The organism is Caulobacter sp. GW456-12-1-14-TSB4, from assembly GCF_059424195.1.
On the sequence record NZ_JBWKZF010000010.1, the window covers coordinates 1 to 18,364 of the forward strand.

The following is an 18,364-nucleotide window of genomic DNA, read 5'->3' on the forward strand; positions in this document are numbered from 1 at the left end:
CGGCGGGGTCGGCCGGTAGACCGGGGGCGGCGGAGGCGGCGGAGGCGGCGCGGGCCTGTAGGCCGGCTCGGGCGGCGGCGGCGCATAGGCCGGCTGCGGCATCGGCTCGGGCGGCGGCGCGAAGTCCTGCTGCGGCGCCTCGGCGAACCGGTCGTACGGCCCGGCCCGCTCCAGCTTCACGAACGCCGGATTGGGCACGAGGTCCTGGGTGGCGCCGGTCGAGGAGTCGACGACGACCCCGATCAGGCCGCCGACCAGGACATTGCCGGCCATGCCGGCGGCGCCGGCCTTGGCGGTCTTGTGGGTGACCGAGATGGTGGCCGGCCGGTAGCCCGGCTTGGTCACCGTCGCGACGAACTCGCTCTTGCGCTTCATGCGGATCGCGCAAGGCGTGGCGTCGCATTGGAAGCCGTTGGTGGTCTCGACCCGCGCGCCGATGGGGTCGCTGTTGACCTCCCAGGCGTCGGTCGAGCCGCGCGTCACCGACGCGCAGGCGCTGAGCAGGACGCAAGCCGACACTGTCGCGACCAAACCGAGCTTCATGATCTTCCCCCGCCTGACAGGCTCCCCGGCGTCGCTTATGACGCCTAGGAGTTGAGCAACGGTGAAGGCAGCTCGACCCAGTAGAGCGGGACGGCTATGCAGCCTCCATGACCCAGACCCTTGGCCTGATCGCCGCCCTCGCCTGGCCGCTGCCGATGATCGTGGCGCTGTTGATGACGGTCCGCGAGCGCGGGCTACGATTCCGCGTCATGTGGGCGCTGATGTGCTTCGTCGGGGTCGGCGCCTTCTGGATGCAGGCGTCGACCGGCAAGTGGGGCTTCATCCCCGCCGCGATCAACATCCTGGGTCCCGGCTTCCAGGCCGGGTTCTACAAGGCCACCGTGCCGGCGGGCGCGTTCGTGGTCATCGCCCTGCTGTTGCTGCGGGCCCACAAACGCGCTCAGGCCGGCAAGCAGGCCTAGAACAACACCCGCGGATTCATGATCCGCTTGGGGTCCAGCGCGCCTCGGATCGCGCGCAGGGCCGCGACCTCGATCGGGTCCTTGTAGGTCAGGGCCTCGGCCGTCTTCATCGCCCCCAGGCCGTGCTCGGCGCTGATCGAGCCCGAGAAGCCGGCGGTGATGTCGTGGACGATCTTGGCCCCCTGCTCGCGCATCGCATCATGGGCGTCGTCGTCGGCGCCGACGGGTTTCAGCACATCGTAGTGGACATTGCCGTCGCCGACATGGCCGAAGGCGATGATCCGCACGCCGGGGAAAGCCTCCTCCAGCGCCGCATCGGCCTGCTCGATGAAGGCGGGGATCTTCGAGACCGGCACCGAAATGTCGTGCTTCCACACCGCGCCCTCGGGCTTCTGGCCGGCCGAGTGGCCCTCGCGGATGTGCCAGAAGGTCTTGATCTGGGTTTCGGTCTGGGCGACCGCGGCGTCGGCGATCAGGCCATCGCCCAGGGCCTTGGCCAGCAGCCGCTCCAGCGCCGCCTCGGCCGCGCCCGGCTCGCCGCTGGCGATCTCGATCAGCACGTACCAGGGATGCTCGCTGGGCAACGGATCGCGCAGGCCCGGCACGTTGCGGATGGTGAGAGCGAAGCCCAGCAGGCCCATCAGCTCGAAGGCCTCGACCGCGCCGCCGGTCTCGTCCTTGGCCCGGGCCAGAAGCTGGATGGCGTCGGCCGGCGAGTTCAGGCCCACGACCGCCACGGCCCGCGAGGCCAGAGGCGCATGCAGCTTCAGCGAGGCGGCGGTGACGATCCCCAGCGTGCCCTCGGCGCCGATCAAGAGCTGCTTGAGGTCGTAGCCGGTGTTGTCCTTGCGCAGCCGCTTGAGGCCGTTCCAGATCTCGCCATTGGGCAAGACGGCCTCGATGCCCAGCACCTGCTCGCGCATCATGCCGTAGCGCAGCACGGCCGTGCCGCCGGCGTTGGTCGAGATCAGCCCGCCTATCGTGCACGAGCCTTCCGAGGCCACGCCGACCGTGAAGCGGCGACCCACGCGAGCGGCCTGCTGATGGGCTTCGTAGAGGGTCACGCCCGCCTCCAGCACCATGGCGTCGTCCAGCGGATCGACGTCGCGGACCGCCTTCAGCTTCTGGGTGGAGAGCAGGATTTCGCCGTGCGGGATTTGGCCGGCGACGAGGCCGGTATTGCCGCCTTGAGGCGTGATCGCCACGCCCTCGGCCGCGCAGATGCCGACCACGGCGGCGACCTCGGCGGTCGTGCGCGGCGTCACCAGCAGCGGCGTCTCGCCCCGCCAGCGGCCACGCCATTCGACGAGGTGCGGGGCCAGCACGTCCGGGTCCTGGCTCCAGCCACCCTCGCCGAGCACGGCCTTGATCCGGGAGACGACATCGGCGGGAACGGGCTTGGTCATGGCGTGGGACGATACGCTTCCAAGGGGGCGGCTGTCAGTATATACTGCGGTATATATGGAGGCGCGCATGGGCATCCTGATAAAGAACCCGGAGGCCGAGCGCGCTGTGCGCGAACTGGCCGAGCTGACCGGCGAAAGCCTGACGACGGCGATCGAGATCGCCGTGAAGGAACGACTGGCGGCCAAGCGGCAGGAGAAACCGAAGCATGCGCCGCGCAGTCCCGAGGTCATGAAGGCGCTTACGCGTCACCTCTTCACCCCAAAGGCGCGCGCTGGTCTGATCTCGCCGCCTACACAGGCGGACTACGACGAGATCAACTTCATCCCCGGCCTGGATGACTATAAACCGTGACGGTGGTGGTCGACACCTCGGCGCTGGTGGCCATCGCCCTTGATGAACCGGAATGCGACGCCTTCATCGATGCGCTTGAAAAGGCCGATGAAGCCGTGATGTCGCCGATGACCTACGTCGAACTGGGCATCGTGCTTCTCGGACGCGACCTCATCCTGTCTCGTGACGATCTGGATGACTGGCTCGGCATGTATCGCATCGTGATCGCCAGAAACCCCATCATCGACACCGCCGCGCTCGACGCTTATCTGCGCTACGGCAAGGGCCAGCATCCCGCGCGGCTGAACCTGTCCGACTGCTTCGCCTACGCCCTGGCCAAGACCCTCGACGCGCCCCTGCTCTACAAGGGCGACGACTTCAGCCGCACTGACATCCGCTCGGCGCTAGCCTAGCTCGCCGCCGGGTCGGGGATGCCGCGGATGTCGCGCCAATATTCCTCGCGGACATTGTCGTCGATCACGGCCGGATCGCCCGCGCCCTTGAACAGTCGGTCGGCGCCGTCCTTGCGCGCCCGGGCGATCCAGTAGGGATGGCCGGTGACGCTGTCCTGGAAGTTGGCCTTCAGGCCCGAGTGGCGCAGCGCGAAGAAGGTCTGGCCGGCATAGTGCAGGGTCTCGCCGCTCTTGGACGAGGCGACCAGCCCGATCCGCGCCGGCCCGTTGACGCCCTTGGACTTGTCCTCGACGTACATGATCCGGGACTTGCTCTTCATCGGTCTATCCTACGAAGCCGGCGGCGCGACGCAGCCGGTCATTGATCGCTTCGCCCAGGCCGTCTTCCGGGATCGGCGCGACGGCGATGGCCGAGGGGCGCAGACGGTCGGCGGCGCGCAGGTACGCGAAAAGGTTGGCGGCGGCTTCGGCGAGATCGCCGGCCGGGCTGAGGTTGAAAACGCGCGGACTTTCCGGCCAGGTCCCGAAAGCCAGATAGGCCTCGCCGGCCTCGGGCGTCTTGGCGTTGATCCGCACGGGGGCGTCGGGGGCGTAGTGCAAGGCTAGACGACCCGGCGAGCGCTTGGCGTCGTCCTCGGCTTCGGCCAGCGGCCCGACGATCCGTTGCAGCTGGAAGCGGGTGACGGCGCCGGGCCGCAGCAGGCGCGCTTCACCGCCCAGGACCGAGACCACAGTCGATTCCAGGCCCACGGCGCACGGCCCGCCGTCCAGGGCGGCGGCGGCCTGGTCGCCGGTCTCGGCGATGGCGTCGGCATAGGTGGTCGGGCTGGGCCGGCCCGAGCGGTTGGCCGAGGGCGCGACGACCGCGCCGCCGAACGCCTCCAGCACGGCTCGTGAGACCGGATGGCCCGGCACGCGGATGGCCACGGTGTCGAGGCCGGCGCGGGCCAGGTCGCAGACGGCGGCGCTGTCCTTGATCGGCGCGACGATGGTCAGCGGGCCCGGCCAGAACTCGCGGGCCAGGGCCCAGGCGCGGTCGTCGAAGTCGGCGATCCGCGCGGCGGTCTCCAAATCGGCGACGTGGGCGATCAGCGGGTTGAAGCGCGGACGGCCCTTGGCCTCGAAGATCGCCGCCACGGCCGCCGGGTTCGAGGCGTCGGCCCCGAGCCCATAGACCGTCTCGGTCGGCAGGATGATCAGCCCGCCGGCGCGCAGGGCGCCAGCGGCGGCCTCTACTTCTTCTTGGCGGTCAGGCTGAAGCTGACCTTCACCTTCGCCGCGATTTCGTCCGTCGACGCCCATTCGCCCTGCCCAACTCCAAACGTCGTCCGGTCCAGGGTCGTTACACCCCGCGCGGTCGCCGTGTCGCCGTCGATCTTCAGAGAGAACGGTAGGCTGAGCGGCTTTTTCACGCCGCGCAGGTCCAGGGTCCCGTCGGCGACGAACTTGCCCTCGCCGGTCTTGCGGAACTTCGTGGCGGTGAAGGTCGCCTTCGGATGCTCGGCGGTGTCGAAGAAGTCGCCGCTGGGCAGGCTCTGGTCGCGCTGGGCGTCGCCGGTGTCGACCGAGGCGGTGTCGATGGCCACGGTCAGCTTCGAGCGATCCAGGGCGTCCGGCGAGAACAGGATGTCGGCGGTCCAGGTCTTGAAGCGGCCTTCGATGGCGTTCTCCGACCAGGTGGCGGAGAAGCCCAGGGTCGAGCCCTTCTGGACGGTCCAGGCGACGGGGTCCTTCAGTTCGGCGACCGGCGCGGGAGCCTCGACGGCGGGCGGGGCGGCTTCAGCCGACCGGGCGGCGACGGGGGCTGGCGCTTCGACAGGCGCGGGTTCAGCGGCCGGGGCCGGCGCGGCGGGCTTGGCCTTGGTCGCGGGCATGTAGAGGTAGCCGGCGGCGATCACGGCGACCAGACCGGCGGCGGCGAGCCAGGCGCGCGGCTCCTTCAGGCCCGGCTTGGCGCCGGGGGCCATGTTTCCGAGCACTTCGTCCTTGTCGAGGATCTGGTGCTTGGCGACCGCGCCCAGGTGCAGGGCCAGCAGCAGATAGGTGACCTTGACCAGCACGCCGTGGCCCAGTTCGCCGATCTCGTGCCACAGGTGCTTGGGACCGGCGGCCAGCTCGGGCAGGCCCGGAATGTGCGGCCACGGAATCGCGCCGTAGAGCAGGGTCGGGATCGGCACGCGGCTGGTCGACACCAGGATCCAGCCCGTCAGCGGCAGGCCGATCATGATCACGTAGAAGCCGACATGGACCAGCGTGGACGCCGTCCGCTCCCACTTCGGCTGGCCCTCGGGCGGGGCCGGCGGTTTGTTGAACAGCCGCCAGGCCAGCCGCGCCAGGCTGAGCAGCAGGATGGTGATGCCGATCGACTTGTGCAGCTGGAACAGGGCGTAGGTCGTCGGGCCCTTGGGCCCGTCACCCATCCGCCAGCCCAGGATGATCTGGAAGATGATGGCCGCGGCGATCAGCCAGTGAATGACGATCGCCACCGTCGTGTAGCGCGTACGGCTCGCGGCCATGGACATCTCCCAGATCCCTTGGTGGATTTCTTACTTCTTTTCGAATTCGACTTCGATGTTCAGGGTCACGTCGTCGCCGACCAGCGGCACGTACTTGCTGACGCCGAAGTCCGAACGCTTGATCGTGGTGCTGGCCGAGAAGCCCGTGCGGGTCTGCAGCGGGATCATGCCCGAGCCGACGCCGTTGAAGGTGACGTCCAGGGTGACCGGCTTGGTCACGCCGTGCAGGGTCAGGTCGCCCGTCACCGTGCCGTGCTGGCCGTCGCCGACGTTCACGGCGGTCGAGACGAAGGTCACGGTCGGATACTTGGCGGCTTCCAGCCAGCCGTCGCCGGCCAGTTCCTTGTTGAACTTCAGACCGAAGGCGTCGCCGCCGGTGGCGGTGTCGACCGAGGCCGGATCGATCGTGACGTTGATCTTGGCGGCTTCCGGGGTCTTCGGGTCATAGTGGAACTCGGCGTCCACCTTGGTGAAGCGGAACTGGTAGTTCGAGAAACCCATGTGCTTGAGCTTGGCCACGACCGAGGCGTGGGTCTTGTCCAGCACGTAGTGGCCGGCCGGCAGGTCGGTTGGCTTCACCGACGAGACGCCCGGCGCGGCCAGCGCGGCGGGGGCCGTGAAAAGGGCCACGGCGAGCGCGGCATAGGCGTAGGGACGATACATCGGGGAGGGCTCCAGGAAAGGAATTACAACAGCACTAGTTGCAGTTCCCCGATCTAGGCACTCCAACACGGCTTTAAAGGTCCAGCTGATCACGAGCCCGTGATCTCCCCCACAAAGACGCCTTGGCGACGTTGCGTCACCCCGCCTAAACAGGTCGCCGTCCCTTTGGAGTATCGGCCATGACCTATCGCGCCCCCGTTCGCGACCTCGCCTTCTCGCTGCGACATGCGGCGGATTTCGGGCGGCTGGCCGATGTCTTCCCCGAGGCCGACGCCGACACAGTCGCCGCCGTGCTGGAAGCGGCCGGCGCCTTCGCCGCCGATGTGCTGGCCCCGCTGAACCGCCAGGGCGACCTGGTCGGCGCCAAGCTGGAGAACGGCGTGGTCCGCAGCGCGCCCGGCTTCGCCGACGCCTACAAGCAATTTGCCGAAGGCGGCTGGGCCAGCCTGGCCGCGCCGGTCGAGCACGGCGGCCAGGGCCTGCCCAAGACGCTGGAAGTGGCGGTGCTGGAGATGATCCAGGCCTCCAACATGGCCTTCGGCCTGTGCCCCATGCTGAGCCTGGGGGCGATCGAGGCGCTGGAGCTTTGCGGCTCCGATCATCAGAAGCATGTCTACCTGCCGAAACTGGTGTCCGGCGAATGGACCGGCACTATGAATCTCACTGAACCGCAGGCTGGTTCAGATCTGGCCGCTCTGACCACCATGGCCACCCCCGATGGCGACGGCGGCTGGAAGATCACCGGCCAGAAGATCTTCATCACCTGGGGCGACCACGACGCGACCGACAACATCGTCCACCTGATCCTGGCCCGCACGCCCGACGCGCCTCCCGGCGTGAAGGGCGTCTCGCTGTTCCTGGCGCCGAAGGTGCTGGTCGACGCCGACGGCAAGCTGGGCGAGGCCAACGCCGTGCGCGTCGGCGGGCTGGAGCACAAGCTGGGCATTCACGGCTCGCCCACCTGCGTGATGCTGTTCGAGGGCGCCAAGGCCGAACTGGTCGGCGGTCTGGGCCAGGGCCTGCCCAACATGTTCGTGATGATGAACGCCGCCCGCCTGCAGGTGGGGGCGCAAGGCGTGGCCATCGCCGAGCGCGCCTACCAGCAGGCCCTGAACTTCAGCCAGGAGCGTGTCCAGGGCCGCTCGGCCTGGACCGGCGCCAGCCCGACCCGCATCTTCGACCATCCGGACGTGCGCCGCTCGCTGGTGCTGATGAAGGCCCATATCGAGGCCGCGCGCGGCATCTGCCTGTCGACCGCCGTCGCCGCCGACCTGTCGCGCGCCGCGACGGATGAGGCGACCCGCGCAACCGCCAAGCTGCGCGAGGAGCTGCTGACGCCGATCGCCAAGGCCTGGTCGACCGATGTCGGCGTCTGGGTCGCCTCGCAAGGCGTGCAGATCCACGGCGGCATGGGCTTCATCGAGGAGACCGGCGCGGCCCAGCACTATCGCGACGCCCGTATCGCCCCGATCTACGAAGGCACCAACGGCATCCAGGCGATCGACCTGGTGGGCCGCAAGCTGATGATGGGCGAAGGCCAGGCCATGGCCGACCTGATGGACGACATCCGCGACACCATCGACGCCCTCAACGCCTCGGACCTCAAGGCCGTCGGCCTGCGCCTGGGCGCCGCTCTCGACGCCGCCGCCTCGGCGACGGCCTGGCTGGTCGAGCGCCGCGCCAAGTCGATGCCGGACGCCCTGTCGGGCGCCACGGCCTATTTGAAGCTGCTCGGCGATGTGGTCGGCGGCTGGATGCTGGCCAAGGGCGCTCTGGCGGCTTCGGGCGAGGCCGATGCGGCCTGGGCCGAGAGCAAGCGGGCCCTGGCTCGTGTCTTCGCCGAAAGCGTGCTGGCCCAGGTCCCGGGCGCGGCGGCCGGCGTCATGCTGGGCGCGGCCGACCTGGAGGCGATGACGCCGGAAGTGCTGGGGGCTTAAGGCCCACAAGCTCAAAAACACCTGTCATCCCGGAAGCCTCGCAGAGGCTGTCCGGGACCCAGGGGCCGACGCAGTGCGGTTGACCCTGGGTCCCGGCTCTCCGCTTCGCTACGGCCGGGACGACAAGCTTTGTGTGAGCCTTAGGCCTTGAAGAAGGCCAGCAGGTCGGCGTTGATGATTTCCGGGTGGGTGGACGCCATGCCGTGCGGCAGGCCCGGATAGGTCTTCAGCGTGCCCTTCTTGACCAGCTTGATGGCCAGGTGGGCGCTGTCGGCGATCGGGACGATCTGGTCGTCCTCGCCGTGCATGATCAGGACCGGGACATCGACCTTCTTCAGGTCGTCGGTGAAGTCCGTCTCCGAGAAGGCCGTGACACAGTCGTAGTGGGCCTTGATCGAACCCATCATGCCCTGGCGCCACCAGTTGTCGACCAGGCCCTGGCTGACCTTGGCGCCGGGACGGTTGAAGCCGAAGAACGGCCCGGCGGGGATCTGACGATAGAACTCGGCGCGGTCGGCCAGCAGGGCCGAGCGGAAGCCGTCGAACACCTCGATCGGCAGGCCGCCCGGGTTCTTGGCGGTCTTCAGCATGGTCGGCGGCACGGCGCCGATCAGCACGACCTTGCCCAGCCGGCCCGGCTTGGCGCGGGCGGCGTAGTGGATGGCTTCACCGCCGCCGGTCGAGTGACCGACGTGGATGGCGTTCTTCAGGTCCAGATGGTCGGCCAGGGCGATGACGTCGGCGGCGTAGGTGTCCATCTCGTTGCCGGTGTCGGTCTGGGTCGAGCGGCCGTGGCCGCGGCGGTCGTGGGCGATGACGCGATAGCCCTTCAGCAGGAAGAACATCATCTGGGCGTCCCAGTCGTCGGCGCTGAGCGGCCAGCCGTGGTGGAAGACGATCGGCTGGGCGTCCTTGGGACCCCAGTCCTTGTAGAAGATCTGGACGCCGTCCTGGACGGTGACGAAGCCGCTCTGGGCGCGGTTCGCGGCGTGCGGCGTAGCGGCAGCCTTCGGGGTCGCGGCCTGGGCGCTCTGGCCCAGCGAGGCGGCCGCCACGGCGGCGAGACCGAAGCCGGCGGTCATCACGCCGCGACGGGAAGCTTGGTTCGACTGGCTCATGGATCAACCCTCATTTCCTATTCGCGATAATCATTATCGCGATATGTAGATTGATCTAGGCCGTCGCCGCGACGCTGTCCAGCATTTTATTTATCGCGATATTCTTTTTTGTGATAAGAAGGATCCATGACAACGAAGAGCCCCTCCCCGCACCCGCTGGACCAGCAGATCTGCTTCACGCTGTACGCCACCAGCATGGCGATCACCCGCGCCTACAAGCCCCTGCTGGACGCGCTGGGCCTGACCTATCCGCAGTACCTGGTGCTGAACGTGCTGGGTGAAGCCGGTGAAGGGATCACTATCGGCGGCATCGCCGCGCGACTGGACCTGGAGTCCAGCACCGTGACCCCTCTGGTCAAGCGCCTGGAGGCCGCCGGCCTGGTCGCGCGGCGGCGCGGGCTCGAGGACGAGCGCAAGGTCGATGTGACGCTGACGGAAGCCGGGCGCGCCCTGCTGGGCCGCTCGGGATGCCTGAACGACGCGCTGCTGGAGCGGTCCGGCATGGAAGGCGAGGACCTGGGGGCGCTCAACAAGCGGATCCAGGCGCTGCACGAAGCGATTACTGCTCCCCCCTCTGGGGGAGCTGTCGGCGAAGCCGACTGAGGGGCCATCTGGGCCTAGGCCGAGCTGCCCCCTCCGGCCCTCTGGGCCACCTCCCCCCAGAGGGGGAGGAGACTTCAGAGGAAGCTTAAAGCTGTTCCAGCAGGTACTCGGCCGACGAGACCTTGAACTGGCCGGCTTCCTCGACGTGCAGCTGGGTCACGACGCCGTCCTTGGCGATCAGCGAGTAGCGCTGCGAGCGCGGGCCCATGCCGAACTTCGAACCATCGAAGTCCAGGCCGATGGTCTTGGTGAAGTCGCCGTTGCCGTCGGCCAGCAGCAGCACTTCGCCGTCGATGCCCTGGTCCTTGCCCCAGGCCTTCATCACGAAGACGTCGTTGACCGAGACGCAGGCGATCGTGTCGACACCCTTGGCCTTCAGCTCGCCGGCCTTCTCCTTGAAGCCCGGCAGGTGCTTGGCCGAGCAGGTCGGGGTGAAGGCGCCGGGGACGGCGAACAGGGCGACGGTCTTGCCCTTGAAGATGTCGTCGGTGCTGATCGGCGCCGGCCCTTCGGCCGTGCTGGTCATGAAAGTCGCCGCGGGCAGCGTGTCGCCAACCTTGATCGCCATGGGCGGTGTGTCCTCTGTGCGCATGAATTGCGCCTGCTCGAATATCCCTCGCGGGGGCGGTCGCCAAGCACGCTTTAAAACGTTCTGCGACTTGAAACCGTCACACCTCGCGCCAATGCTCTGATGATGGACAGCACCATCGAAGACGAAGACCCCAACCTTGAAGAGGGGGAGTTCCTGATCGGGCGGCTGCTGGTGGCCATGCCCGGCATCGAGGACCCGCGCTTCGAGCGCACCGTGCTCTATCTGTGCGCCCACGACGAGGAGCAGGCCATGGGCCTGGCCGTCAATCGCCCGGTCGAGGGCCTGACGGTGTTCGAGCTGCTGGAGCGGCTGGGCGTGAAGTCCGAGATCCAGGCGCCCAGCGATCTGGTCCTGCTAGGCGGCCCGCTGGAGCGCGAGCGCGGCTTCGTGCTGCACACCGACGACTTCACCTCGCCGGATTCGACCCTGCCGGTGGCCGACGGCGTCGGCCTGACCGCCACCCGCGACGCGCTGGACGCCATGGCCAGCCTAAACCGCCCGCGCAAGGCGATGCTGGCCCTGGGCTATGCCGGCTGGGGTCCGGGACAGCTGGAGCAGGAGCTGCGCGAGAACGTCTGGCTGATCTGCGACGCCGACGAAGGCCTGCTGTTCGACGAGGACCACGCGCACAAATGGACCCGGGCGCTGGCCAAGCTGGGAATCACCGCCGACCACCTGTCGGCGACGGCGGGCAGAGCTTGATGCTCCCCCTCTGGGGGAGCTGTCACGGAGTGACTGAGGGGGCCATCTCGGCGTAGGCCGCGCTGCCCCCTCCGGCCCTCTGCCCCCCCAAAAAAAGGGAGGATCTTTAGCCGCGCGCCTTCACCGGGGCCGCGCCGTCGACATAGGCCTCGTTCAGATAGACCTCGGCCTCCTGCGGCGACAGCGCCGGCGCGTAGCCGAAGCCCTGGCCGTAGTCGCAGCCCAGCGACTGCAGGGCGTGGGCCATCTCGGCGTTCTCGACGCCCTCGGCCACGACTTCCAGGTCCAGGTCCTGGCCCAGCTTGACGACCGAGCGGACGATCTTGGCCGAGCCGGCGTTGCTGCCCATGGTGCGGACGAAATAGCGGTCGATCTTCAGCGTGTCGAACGGCAGGCGCGTCAGGTACGACAGCGACGAGAAGCCGGTGCCGAAGTCGTCGAGCGCGAGGCCTGCGCCGGCTTCGCGCAGGGTCTTGAGGATCACGGCGGCCCGCTCGGGGTCGCGCATGATGTCGCTTTCGGTGACTTCCAGCTTCAGGGCGCCGCGCGGCAGGCGGTTGACGCGCAGGGTCTCGGCCACGTCGGCCACCAGGCCGGGACGGTCGATCTCGCCGGTCGAGAGGTTCACCGAAACGGTCAGGGCGCCCATCGCCGGGTGCGCGTCGCGCCAGGTGGCCAGCTGCTTGGCGGCGGTGTGCATCATGTGCGCCCCCAGCTCGCTCATCAGCCCCATCTCTTCGATCAGCGGCAGGAACTCGTCGGGCGGCAGCATGCCCCGGCGCGGGTGGATCCAGCGGGCCAGGGCCTCGAAACCCGACAGGGCGCCCGTCGATAGGCGGACGACCGGCTGGAAGTAGGGCTTGATCTCGCCGCGGGCGATGGCGCCGCGCAGGTCGGCTTCCAGGGCCAGGCGCGACAGGCCGTCGGTCTCCATCGAGCGGCCATAGGCGGCGGCTCCGCCACGGCCGGCGGCGGCGGCGGCCTCGACGGCCAGCTCGGCGCGGCGCAGCAGCTCGGCGGCGTCGGGAGCGTCCAGCCCGCCTTCGGCCGAGACCGCGCCGATCGACAGGGTCGGGTGGATGTCGAAGCCGGCCACGCGCAGCGGCTGCTCCAGAGCCTGGCGCAGCAGCTCGGCCGGCTCATAGCCCTTGGGTTCGCACAGCACGGCGAACTCGTCCTCGCCGATGCGGCCCAGGATGGCGTCGGCCGGGAAGGCGGCGGCCAGGCGCGAGCCGAGGGCGGCCAGCACCAGATCGGCGCGCTCGTGGCCCAGGGCCTCGTTCAGGCGGCGCAGGCGATCCAGGTCCGCGACGACCAGTTCGTGCACGCTGTCCTGATGCAGGCGTTCGCGGGCGCGGGCGATAAAGCTGCGGCGATCCAGCAGGCCGGTCAGCTCGCAGCGCTCGGACGCGGTGAACTTGGTCTCGGGGGCGACGACGCCGGCGGCGCGCACGCCCTCCTCCAGCCACACGCCCCGCCACAGGCAGGTCTCGCCGCCACGCACGCGGAAGCGGGCGACGACTTCCGTGCCCGGCTCGCGCATCTTCAGGACTTCCTCGGCCTGGGCGCGGTCCTGCGGCAGGGCCAGGGCCCGGAAGGCGGCGGAAGAACATTCGGGGGCCAGCGGCCCCAGGCCCAGGGCGCGCGCCGCGCCGTTCAGGCGCAAGCGGTCGGCTTCGGGCTCCCAGATCCACAGCGCGACATCGGCTCCGCCCAACGCTTCAAGCGTGGCGGTCGTGTCCCAGATCCGTCGTTCACTCGTCTTGAAAGACATGCCCGTCCCAAAAACTCGTCGGTCGGGCCGCGGCGCCTACTCGGGCGCGACCATGCCGAACAGACGATGATCTCGCCAACCGCCGTTAATTTTCAAATAAGCGGGCGCATATCCTTCCTCAGAAAACCCACATTTCAGTAATAGGGCGGCCGAAGCGGCGTTCTGCGGCATGCACGCGGCTTCAAGTCTGTGGAGGCCCAGACCCATGAAAGCAAAGCGGATCAAGGTCTGGACGGCGTCGCTCATCAAGCCTTGCCGTGTAAAAGGCTGGCCGACCCAGTATCCAATCGATCCGGTCTGAGCGACGCCACGTCGCACGTGGAAAAGTCGCACGGCGCCGACCAGGGCGTCGTCTTCCCGACGGAAAATGAAGAACGGATAGGCCTCGCCCAGCTCAAGTTCGCGGGCATAGGCCCCGAGTCGGGCGCGAAACGCGGCCCGGGTCAGGTCGTGTTCGGGCCAGGTGGGCTCCCAAGGCTCCAGGAACGGACGCGACTTGGCGCGCAGGGCGGCCCAAGCGCGATGGTCCTGCGGGCGCGGCGGCCGCAGATAGACGGCGCGGCCCTCCAGCTGGAGACGAGGGCGGGTCTTCAGGAACGGCAGCAAAGCATTCACGGCCGCATCTTCCGATTTCAGTGCTTGGACGACAACGCTTTGCTGAACGCCTCGCCGGCCTTCAGGGACGACTTGGCGCCGAGCACGGCGGTGGCGGCCTGGCCGCTCAGCAGGCGCTGGCCGAGGCGCGCGACGTCAGCGGGGGTCACCGCGTCGACCTCGGCGGCCAGCTCGGTCGTCGGATAGAGGCGGTCGAACAGCAGCACCTGCCCGGCCCCCTGCTCGGCGCGCGACAGCGGCTGCTCGCGGGCCATGAACATGTGGGCCTTCAGCTGCGCCTTGGCCCGGGCCAGTTCGGCGTCGTCGATGCGCTGGGCCAGCTTGACCAGCTCCTCGGCGCAGACCTTGGCGGTCTCGACCGCGTCGCCGGCCGCGCAGCCGGCATAGATGCCCAGCGCGCCATGGTCGGCATAGGTGTCGGCATAGGCGTCGATGTTGTAGGCGAGGCCGCGCTTTTCGCGGGCTTCCTGGAACAGGCGCGAGGACATGCCGCCGCCCAGGGTCTCGGCGAAGATGCGCAGGGCGAAATAGTCCCGCTCGCGCGCGCCGCAGGCGGGAAGCATGAACACCAGATGGGCCTGCTCCAGCTTGCGGGTCTCGGCCTGCGGGCCGCCGATGAAGGCGGCCGGCTGCGGCACGGCCGCGCCGGGCGTGGCGGGCAGGTCGCCGAAGGCCCGCTCGGCGGCGGCCATCAGCTCGGCCTCATCGACCGCGCCGGTGGCGGCCACCACCAGGCGGTCGGCCGCGTAGAGCTGGCCGCGCCAGTCTGACAATGCCTCGACCGTGGCGGCCTCGACCGTGGCGTCGCTGCCCAGGATCGGACGGCCCACCGGGTGGTCGCCCCAGGCGGCGCGCTGGATCAGGTCGAAGACATAGTCGTCGGGCGCGTCGGCGGCCTCGGCGATCTCCTGCCTCACCACCTGCTTTTCGCGGGTCAGGTCGGCGGGGTCGAAGGTCGGACGGCGCACCAGGTCGGCGATGACGTCCATGCCCAGATCGAGGCCGCCCTTGAGGGCGCGGACCTGGAAGCTGGTGCGCTCATAGCCGGTGGCGGCGTTGATCGAGCCGCCCTGGTTCTCGATGACCTCGACGATATCGCGCGAGGAACGCTCGCCCGCGCCCTTGAACACCATGTGCTCCAGGAGGTGCGACCAGCCCGACCGCGCCGGATCCTCATAGGCCGCTCCACGCCCCGCCACGACGGAAAGAGCGAGGGTTTCGAGGCCCGGCATCGGGTCGCAGACGACGCGGACGCCATTGGGCAGGGTGCGGAGGATCGTGGTCATGAGCCGCGGTATCTAGGCGCTCGCGCGCCTAAACACCAGTGTCGGCTCAGGTATTGGCCGCGAAGGTCCGCACGAAGGCCTTCACCGACGAGCCGTCGGCGGGCAAGCGCTCGAACTTCTCCGGCTTCTTGGAGAGGTCGGGCGTGGCGCGCGGCGTCGAGGGCAGCAGGCCCGTGGCGGCCTGGACCGCTTCGGGGAACTTGGCCGGGTGGGCGGTCGACAGCACCACCACCGGGACCGAGGCCGGCACGTCCACGCCCGTCGCGGCGGCCAGGCCGACGGCGGTGTGGGGGTCGATGACCTCGCCGGTCTCGTTTAGGGTCGAGAGCATGGTCTTGGCGGTGTCGGCCTCGCTGACCGAAGCGCCCCGGAACAGCTCGCGCATCCAGGCGTGGGCGCCCGGCGGGATGTCCAGCAGGCCGGTGTCGGCGAAGGCGCGGAAGGCGCGGCCCGTCTCGGTGCCGTCGCGGCGCACGGCTTCGAAGTACAGACGCTCGAAGTTCGACGCGACCTGGATGTCCATGGCCGGGCTCTGGGTCGCGGCCAGGGACCCGCGCGAATAGCGGCCGGTCTCGATGGCGCGAGCCAGGATGTCGTTGGAATTGGTGGCGGCGGTCACCGAATGGATCGGCAGGCCCAGCTTCTTGGCCACGAAGGCGGCGTAGGCGTCGCCGAAATTGCCGGTCGGGACCACGAAGGCCACTTCGCGGTTCGGCGCGCCCAGGGCGACGGCCGAGGTGAAGTAGTAGACGCTCTGGGCCGCGATCCGCGCCCAGTTGATCGAGTTGACCCCCGACAGGTCCACGGCGTGGCGGAACTGGTCGTCCTGGAAGGCCTGCTTGACGATGTGCTGGCAGTCGTCGAACGAACCCAGCACCGAGATGCAGGCGACATTGGCGTCGGTCGCCGTGGTCATGAACCGGCGCTGCACCTCGCTGATGCGGCCTTCGGGGAAGAGGGCGACGATGCGGGCGTTCTTGCGGCCCCGGAACGCCTCGACGGCCGCGCCGCCGGTGTCGCCCGAGGTGGCGCAGATGATGGTCATCTTCCGCGACTGGCGTTCCAGCACATAGTCGTACAGGCGGCCCAGCAGCTGCATGGCGACGTCCTTGAACGCCAGGGTCGGGCCGTGGAACAGCTCCAGCAGGTAGCGGTTGGCGGTCAGTTGCTTGACCGGGACGACGGCCGTGTGGGCGAAGGTGGCGTAGGCCTCCTCGCACATGTGCAGCAGGTCGTCCTTGGGGATGTCGTCGCCGACGAACTTGCCGACCACGGCTGCGGCGACCTGCGCATAGGACTTGCCCGCGAAGCCCGCGATCTCGGCGGCCGAGAAGCTGGGCCACTCGCTGGGCACATACAGGCCGCCGTCGGGGGCCAGGCCGGCCAGCACCGCATCCAGGAAGCCGATCGGTGCGGACTGGCCGCGGGTCGACACATAGCGCATCAGGGTCTCAATCTCCGCCAGAGCATGGCGGCATAGATAAACAGCAGGGTTACGGCAAGACCGAACCACGTAAGAGCGTATTCCATGTGCCGATTGGAAATTTCTGCCGGCAGCGGGGCAGGCGCGATTCCGGCGGGCGCGGGGGCTTCGCGCTCGGCCATCAGCACCAGCGGCGCGGGCTTGCGGCCGGGATAGCGCTTGAGCACCTCGGCGCGGTCGCCGCCCAGCTGCTTGATCGGCGTCAGCACGCCGACGACCTGACGCGGCGCCTCGAAGCTCTTGGCCGGAGCCGAGACCTGGCCGGTCAGGCTGGGGACGACGCCCCGGTCGATCAGGATCATGTCGTAGGGGCCGGCGGCGATCCCGCAGGCCGTCTGGGCGCGCCAGACCATGTCGCCGTCGCGAACGCCATAGACCAGTGGCAAGGGCTGGCCGGGGACATCGACACAGGTCGTGCTGACGCGCTCCCACGCCAGGTCCTCGGGCTTGGCCCCAGCGGTCAACACGCTGGTCAGCGGGACGGCGGGCGCGGTCTTCAGCCTCTCGATCCGCGCCAGCAGGTCTTCCTTCCAGTGCAGGCGCTGGAGCTGCCAGGTCCCCAGGCCGCAGAGGATGGCGAACGAGATCGCCGTGGCGATCGTCAGGCCGATCGGAAAGCCGGGCTTCTTCGGGGCGGGTTCAGACATGGTCGCGACCGGCCTCCGAGGCCTTGTGGGCGATCTGCGCGGCGACCATCAGGCCCTTGGCCGGACGCATCAGGCCCAGGGTGAGGACCAGCACCGCCGGCAGCCAGATGATCAGCAGCAGCCACACCGGCCAGTTCCAGGCGAACATCGAGAACAGCGCCCCGAACGCGCAGACCGCGCCAGCGATCAGGATCACGAAGGTCGCCGCCCCGTCGCCGGTCTCGAACTTGCCGAGATCGAAGCCGCAGGCCTCGCAGGAGCGGGCCACCTTCAGGAAGCCCTCGAACAGATGGCCCTCGCCGCAGTTGGGGCAGAGGCCGCGCGCGCCGGCGGCGTAGGGATTGGTCTTGGTCATAGGCTAAGCCTTGAAACGAAAAAGGCCCGGAACGCTGCGTGCGTTCCGGGCCCCTTGGATCCTTGGGATCTTAGTGGGGCGAGGCCCCGAAGATCACGTAGATGAACGCGAACAGGAACAGCCAGACCACGTCCACGAAGTGCCAGTACCAGGCGGCCGCTTCGAAGCCGAAGTGCTGCTTGGGCGTGAAGGCGCCGTTCAGCAGGCGGATCAGGCAGACGATCAGGAACAGGGTGCCGACGAACACGTGGAAGCCGTGGAAGCCGGTGGCCAGGAAGAAGGTCGAACCGTACAGACCCGAGTTCACGGCGGCTTCCGAGTAGAACAGCTGCTCGTGGTTGATGTGGCTGTACTCGTAGATCTGGATGGTCGTGAACAGCGCGCCCAGCAGCACGGTCAGGATCAGACCCCACTTGGCGCCCTTGCGGTCACCGACCTGCAGCGCGTGGTGAGCCCAGGTGACGGTGGTGCCCGAGAGCAGCAGGGTCAGGGTGTTGACCAGCGGCAGGTGCCACGGCGAGACGGTCTCGACGCCGGCGGGCGGCCAGGTGGCCCAGGCGGTGCGGACTTCCTCGATCGCCGACAGGGTGCGGTGATGATGGAACAGGGCCATCTCGAAGAAGATCCAGAACCACGCCACGAAGAACATGACTTCCGAGGCGATGAACAGGATCATGCCGTAGCGCAGGCCGATCGAGACGACCGGGGTGTGGTCGCCGGCCTTGGCTTCCTTGGCCACGTCCGACCACCAGCCGAACATGGTGTAGAGCACGCCCGCGAAGCCGGCGGCGAAAATGGCCCAGTTGCCCTTTTCGATGCCGAAGACGCCACCCTTGATCCAGCCGATCAGGCCAATGGCCATGACGGTGGCTGCGGCCGAGCCCACGAAGGGCCACGGGCTGGGCGGAAGGATGTGGTAGTCGTGTTTGACGGCGCCGGCCATGTTGCTGCTAACCCT

The 18,364-nt window shown here is 68.7% G+C and carries 21 protein-coding genes; 6 read left to right on the forward strand and 15 right to left on the reverse strand.

What is annotated here, in order from left to right; translation table 11 throughout:
- Positions 1-543, reverse strand: a 543-nt coding sequence (locus tag AC07YH_RS11395) for a hypothetical protein (protein WP_494747107.1), incomplete at its 3' end; no start/stop codon positions are given.
- 107 nt (positions 544-650) lie between these two features.
- Here AC07YH_RS11395 and AC07YH_RS11400 point away from each other — a divergent pair.
- Positions 651-965, forward strand: coding sequence for a hypothetical protein (locus tag AC07YH_RS11400; RefSeq protein ID WP_494747108.1), 315 nt, complete (start codon positions 651-653; stop codon positions 963-965).
- Here the strand turns inward: AC07YH_RS11400 and AC07YH_RS11405 are convergent.
- A complete protein-coding gene (locus AC07YH_RS11405; protein WP_494747109.1) occupies positions 962-2,371 on the reverse strand; it encodes an FAD-binding oxidoreductase in 1,410 nt (469 codons plus the stop codon). The two genes, AC07YH_RS11400 and AC07YH_RS11405, sit on opposite strands and share 4 nt — an antisense overlap.
- A gap of 67 nt (positions 2,372-2,438) precedes the next feature.
- Here AC07YH_RS11405 and AC07YH_RS11410 point away from each other — a divergent pair, with 67 nt between their 5' ends.
- The gene (locus tag AC07YH_RS11410; RefSeq protein WP_494747110.1) at positions 2,439-2,723 is read left to right on the forward strand and encodes a type II toxin-antitoxin system VapB family antitoxin; all 285 of its coding nucleotides are present in this window, start codon (positions 2,439-2,441) and stop codon (positions 2,721-2,723) included.
- The gene (locus AC07YH_RS11415) at positions 2,720-3,115 is read left to right on the forward strand and encodes a type II toxin-antitoxin system VapC family toxin (protein ID WP_494747111.1); all 396 of its coding nucleotides are present in this window, start codon (positions 2,720-2,722) and stop codon (positions 3,113-3,115) included. The genes AC07YH_RS11410 and AC07YH_RS11415 overlap by 4 nt, the downstream gene beginning before the upstream one ends.
- Here AC07YH_RS11415 and AC07YH_RS11420 read toward each other — a convergent pair.
- The 4 genes from AC07YH_RS11420 to AC07YH_RS11435 are packed head-to-tail and all read right to left on the reverse strand — an operon-like array spanning position 3,112 to position 6,294.
- The gene (locus tag AC07YH_RS11420; protein ID WP_494747112.1) at positions 3,112-3,435 is read right to left on the reverse strand and encodes a 1-deoxy-D-xylulose-5-phosphate synthase; all 324 of its coding nucleotides are present in this window, start codon (positions 3,433-3,435) and stop codon (positions 3,112-3,114) included. The genes AC07YH_RS11415 and AC07YH_RS11420 overlap by 4 nt on opposite strands.
- Before the next feature lie 4 nt (positions 3,436-3,439).
- Positions 3,440-4,417, reverse strand: coding sequence for an L-threonylcarbamoyladenylate synthase (locus tag AC07YH_RS11425; protein ID WP_494747113.1), 978 nt, complete (start codon positions 4,415-4,417; stop codon positions 3,440-3,442).
- Positions 4,348-5,631, reverse strand: a complete 1,284-nt coding sequence (locus tag AC07YH_RS11430; protein ID WP_494747114.1) for a YceI family protein — start codon at positions 5,629-5,631, stop codon at positions 4,348-4,350. The genes AC07YH_RS11425 and AC07YH_RS11430 overlap by 70 nt, the downstream gene beginning before the upstream one ends.
- A gap of 30 nt (positions 5,632-5,661) precedes the next feature.
- The gene (locus tag AC07YH_RS11435) at positions 5,662-6,294 is read right to left on the reverse strand and encodes a YceI family protein (protein WP_494747115.1); all 633 of its coding nucleotides are present in this window, start codon (positions 6,292-6,294) and stop codon (positions 5,662-5,664) included.
- 179 nt (positions 6,295-6,473) lie between these two features.
- On the opposite strand from AC07YH_RS11435, the gene AC07YH_RS11440 reads away from it, so the two are divergent.
- Entirely contained in the window at positions 6,474-8,231 is a 1,758-nt protein-coding gene (locus AC07YH_RS11440) for an acyl-CoA dehydrogenase family protein (protein WP_494747116.1), read from the forward strand.
- 140 nt (positions 8,232-8,371) lie between these two features.
- Here the strand turns inward: AC07YH_RS11440 and AC07YH_RS11445 are convergent, their stop codons facing one another.
- Positions 8,372-9,349 carry an alpha/beta fold hydrolase gene (locus AC07YH_RS11445; RefSeq protein ID WP_494747117.1) on the reverse strand — a complete coding sequence of 326 codons (978 nt, stop codon included), beginning with the start codon at positions 9,347-9,349 and terminating at the stop codon, positions 8,372-8,374.
- Between the two features lie 126 nt (positions 9,350-9,475).
- Here AC07YH_RS11445 and AC07YH_RS11450 point away from each other — a divergent pair, with 126 nt between their 5' ends.
- On the forward strand, positions 9,476-9,952 hold the full coding sequence (locus AC07YH_RS11450; protein WP_494747118.1) for a MarR family winged helix-turn-helix transcriptional regulator: 477 nt from the start codon (positions 9,476-9,478) through the stop codon (positions 9,950-9,952).
- 85 nt (positions 9,953-10,037) lie between these two features.
- On the opposite strand, the gene AC07YH_RS11455 is transcribed toward AC07YH_RS11450, so the two are convergent.
- Positions 10,038-10,520, reverse strand: coding sequence for a peroxiredoxin (locus AC07YH_RS11455; protein ID WP_494747119.1), 483 nt, complete (start codon positions 10,518-10,520; stop codon positions 10,038-10,040).
- Between the two features lie 126 nt (positions 10,521-10,646).
- Here AC07YH_RS11455 and AC07YH_RS11460 point away from each other — a divergent pair, with 126 nt between their 5' ends.
- A complete protein-coding gene (locus AC07YH_RS11460; protein ID WP_494747120.1) occupies positions 10,647-11,246 on the forward strand; it encodes a YqgE/AlgH family protein in 600 nt (199 codons plus the stop codon).
- 106 nt (positions 11,247-11,352) lie between these two features.
- Here the strand turns inward: AC07YH_RS11460 and AC07YH_RS11465 are convergent, their stop codons facing one another.
- The 7 genes from AC07YH_RS11465 to AC07YH_RS11495 form a co-directional block, all read right to left on the reverse strand.
- Entirely contained in the window at positions 11,353-13,020 is a 1,668-nt protein-coding gene (locus AC07YH_RS11465; RefSeq protein WP_494747121.1) for a putative bifunctional diguanylate cyclase/phosphodiesterase, read from the reverse strand.
- A 36-nt stretch (positions 13,021-13,056) separates the two neighbouring features.
- Complete coding sequence (locus AC07YH_RS11470) at positions 13,057-13,635, reverse strand: GNAT family N-acetyltransferase (RefSeq protein ID WP_494747122.1); 579 nt, start codon at positions 13,633-13,635, stop codon at positions 13,057-13,059.
- 17 nt (positions 13,636-13,652) lie between these two features.
- Entirely contained in the window at positions 13,653-14,921 is a 1,269-nt protein-coding gene (locus AC07YH_RS11475; protein ID WP_494747123.1) for a M16 family metallopeptidase, read from the reverse strand.
- 46 nt (positions 14,922-14,967) lie between these two features.
- Positions 14,968-16,365, reverse strand: coding sequence for a threonine synthase (gene thrC, locus AC07YH_RS11480; RefSeq protein WP_494747124.1), 1,398 nt, complete (start codon positions 16,363-16,365; stop codon positions 14,968-14,970).
- Positions 16,365-17,051: an SURF1 family protein gene (locus tag AC07YH_RS11485; protein WP_494747125.1), complete on the reverse strand. Its 687-nt coding sequence runs from the start codon at positions 17,049-17,051 to the stop codon at positions 16,365-16,367. Before AC07YH_RS11485 ends, thrC begins: the two co-directional genes overlap by 1 nt.
- Positions 17,044-17,406 carry a DUF983 domain-containing protein gene (locus tag AC07YH_RS11490; RefSeq protein WP_494623063.1) on the reverse strand — a complete coding sequence of 121 codons (363 nt, stop codon included), beginning with the start codon at positions 17,404-17,406 and terminating at the stop codon, positions 17,044-17,046. The genes AC07YH_RS11485 and AC07YH_RS11490 overlap by 8 nt, the downstream gene beginning before the upstream one ends.
- A 70-nt stretch (positions 17,407-17,476) precedes the next feature.
- Positions 17,477-18,349 carry a cytochrome c oxidase subunit 3 gene (locus AC07YH_RS11495; RefSeq protein ID WP_494747126.1) on the reverse strand — a complete coding sequence of 291 codons (873 nt, stop codon included), beginning with the start codon at positions 18,347-18,349 and terminating at the stop codon, positions 17,477-17,479.
- Between the last annotated feature and the right edge of the window lie 15 nt (positions 18,350-18,364).

What these genes read in the sequence shown, in the direction of transcription:
- AC07YH_RS11400 (WP_494747108.1), top strand. Translation starts at nt 651, where the DNA reads ATGACCCAGACCCTTGGCCTGATCGCCGCCCTCGCCTGGCCGCTGCCG.
- AC07YH_RS11405 (WP_494747109.1), bottom strand. Translation starts at nt 2,371, where the DNA reads ATGACCAAGCCCGTTCCCGCCGATGTCGTCTCCCGGATCAAGGCCGTG.
- AC07YH_RS11410 (WP_494747110.1), top strand. Translation starts at nt 2,439, where the DNA reads ATGGGCATCCTGATAAAGAACCCGGAGGCCGAGCGCGCTGTGCGCGAA.
- AC07YH_RS11420 (WP_494747112.1), bottom strand. Translation starts at nt 3,435, where the DNA reads ATGAAGAGCAAGTCCCGGATCATGTACGTCGAGGACAAGTCCAAGGGC.
- AC07YH_RS11425 (WP_494747113.1), bottom strand. Translation starts at nt 4,417, where the DNA reads ATGGGCGTCGACGGACGAAATCGCGGCGAAGGTGAAGGTCAGCTTCAG.
- AC07YH_RS11430 (WP_494747114.1), bottom strand. Translation starts at nt 5,631, where the DNA reads ATGGCCGCGAGCCGTACGCGCTACACGACGGTGGCGATCGTCATTCAC.
- AC07YH_RS11435 (WP_494747115.1), bottom strand. Translation starts at nt 6,294, where the DNA reads ATGTATCGTCCCTACGCCTATGCCGCGCTCGCCGTGGCCCTTTTCACG.
- AC07YH_RS11440 (WP_494747116.1), top strand. Translation starts at nt 6,474, where the DNA reads ATGACCTATCGCGCCCCCGTTCGCGACCTCGCCTTCTCGCTGCGACAT.
- AC07YH_RS11445 (WP_494747117.1), bottom strand. Translation starts at nt 9,349, where the DNA reads ATGAGCCAGTCGAACCAAGCTTCCCGTCGCGGCGTGATGACCGCCGGC.
- AC07YH_RS11450 (WP_494747118.1), top strand. Translation starts at nt 9,476, where the DNA reads ATGACAACGAAGAGCCCCTCCCCGCACCCGCTGGACCAGCAGATCTGC.
- AC07YH_RS11455 (WP_494747119.1), bottom strand. Translation starts at nt 10,520, where the DNA reads ATGGCGATCAAGGTTGGCGACACGCTGCCCGCGGCGACTTTCATGACC.
- AC07YH_RS11460 (WP_494747120.1), top strand. Translation starts at nt 10,647, where the DNA reads ATGGACAGCACCATCGAAGACGAAGACCCCAACCTTGAAGAGGGGGAG.
- AC07YH_RS11465 (WP_494747121.1), bottom strand. Translation starts at nt 13,020, where the DNA reads ATGTCTTTCAAGACGAGTGAACGACGGATCTGGGACACGACCGCCACG.
- AC07YH_RS11475 (WP_494747123.1), bottom strand. Translation starts at nt 14,921, where the DNA reads ATGACCACGATCCTCCGCACCCTGCCCAATGGCGTCCGCGTCGTCTGC.
- thrC (WP_494747124.1), bottom strand. Translation starts at nt 16,365, where the DNA reads ATGCGCTATGTGTCGACCCGCGGCCAGTCCGCACCGATCGGCTTCCTG.
- AC07YH_RS11485 (WP_494747125.1), bottom strand. Translation starts at nt 17,051, where the DNA reads ATGTCTGAACCCGCCCCGAAGAAGCCCGGCTTTCCGATCGGCCTGACG.
- AC07YH_RS11490 (WP_494623063.1), bottom strand. Translation starts at nt 17,406, where the DNA reads ATGACCAAGACCAATCCCTACGCCGCCGGCGCGCGCGGCCTCTGCCCC.
- AC07YH_RS11495 (WP_494747126.1), bottom strand. Translation starts at nt 18,349, where the DNA reads ATGGCCGGCGCCGTCAAACACGACTACCACATCCTTCCGCCCAGCCCG.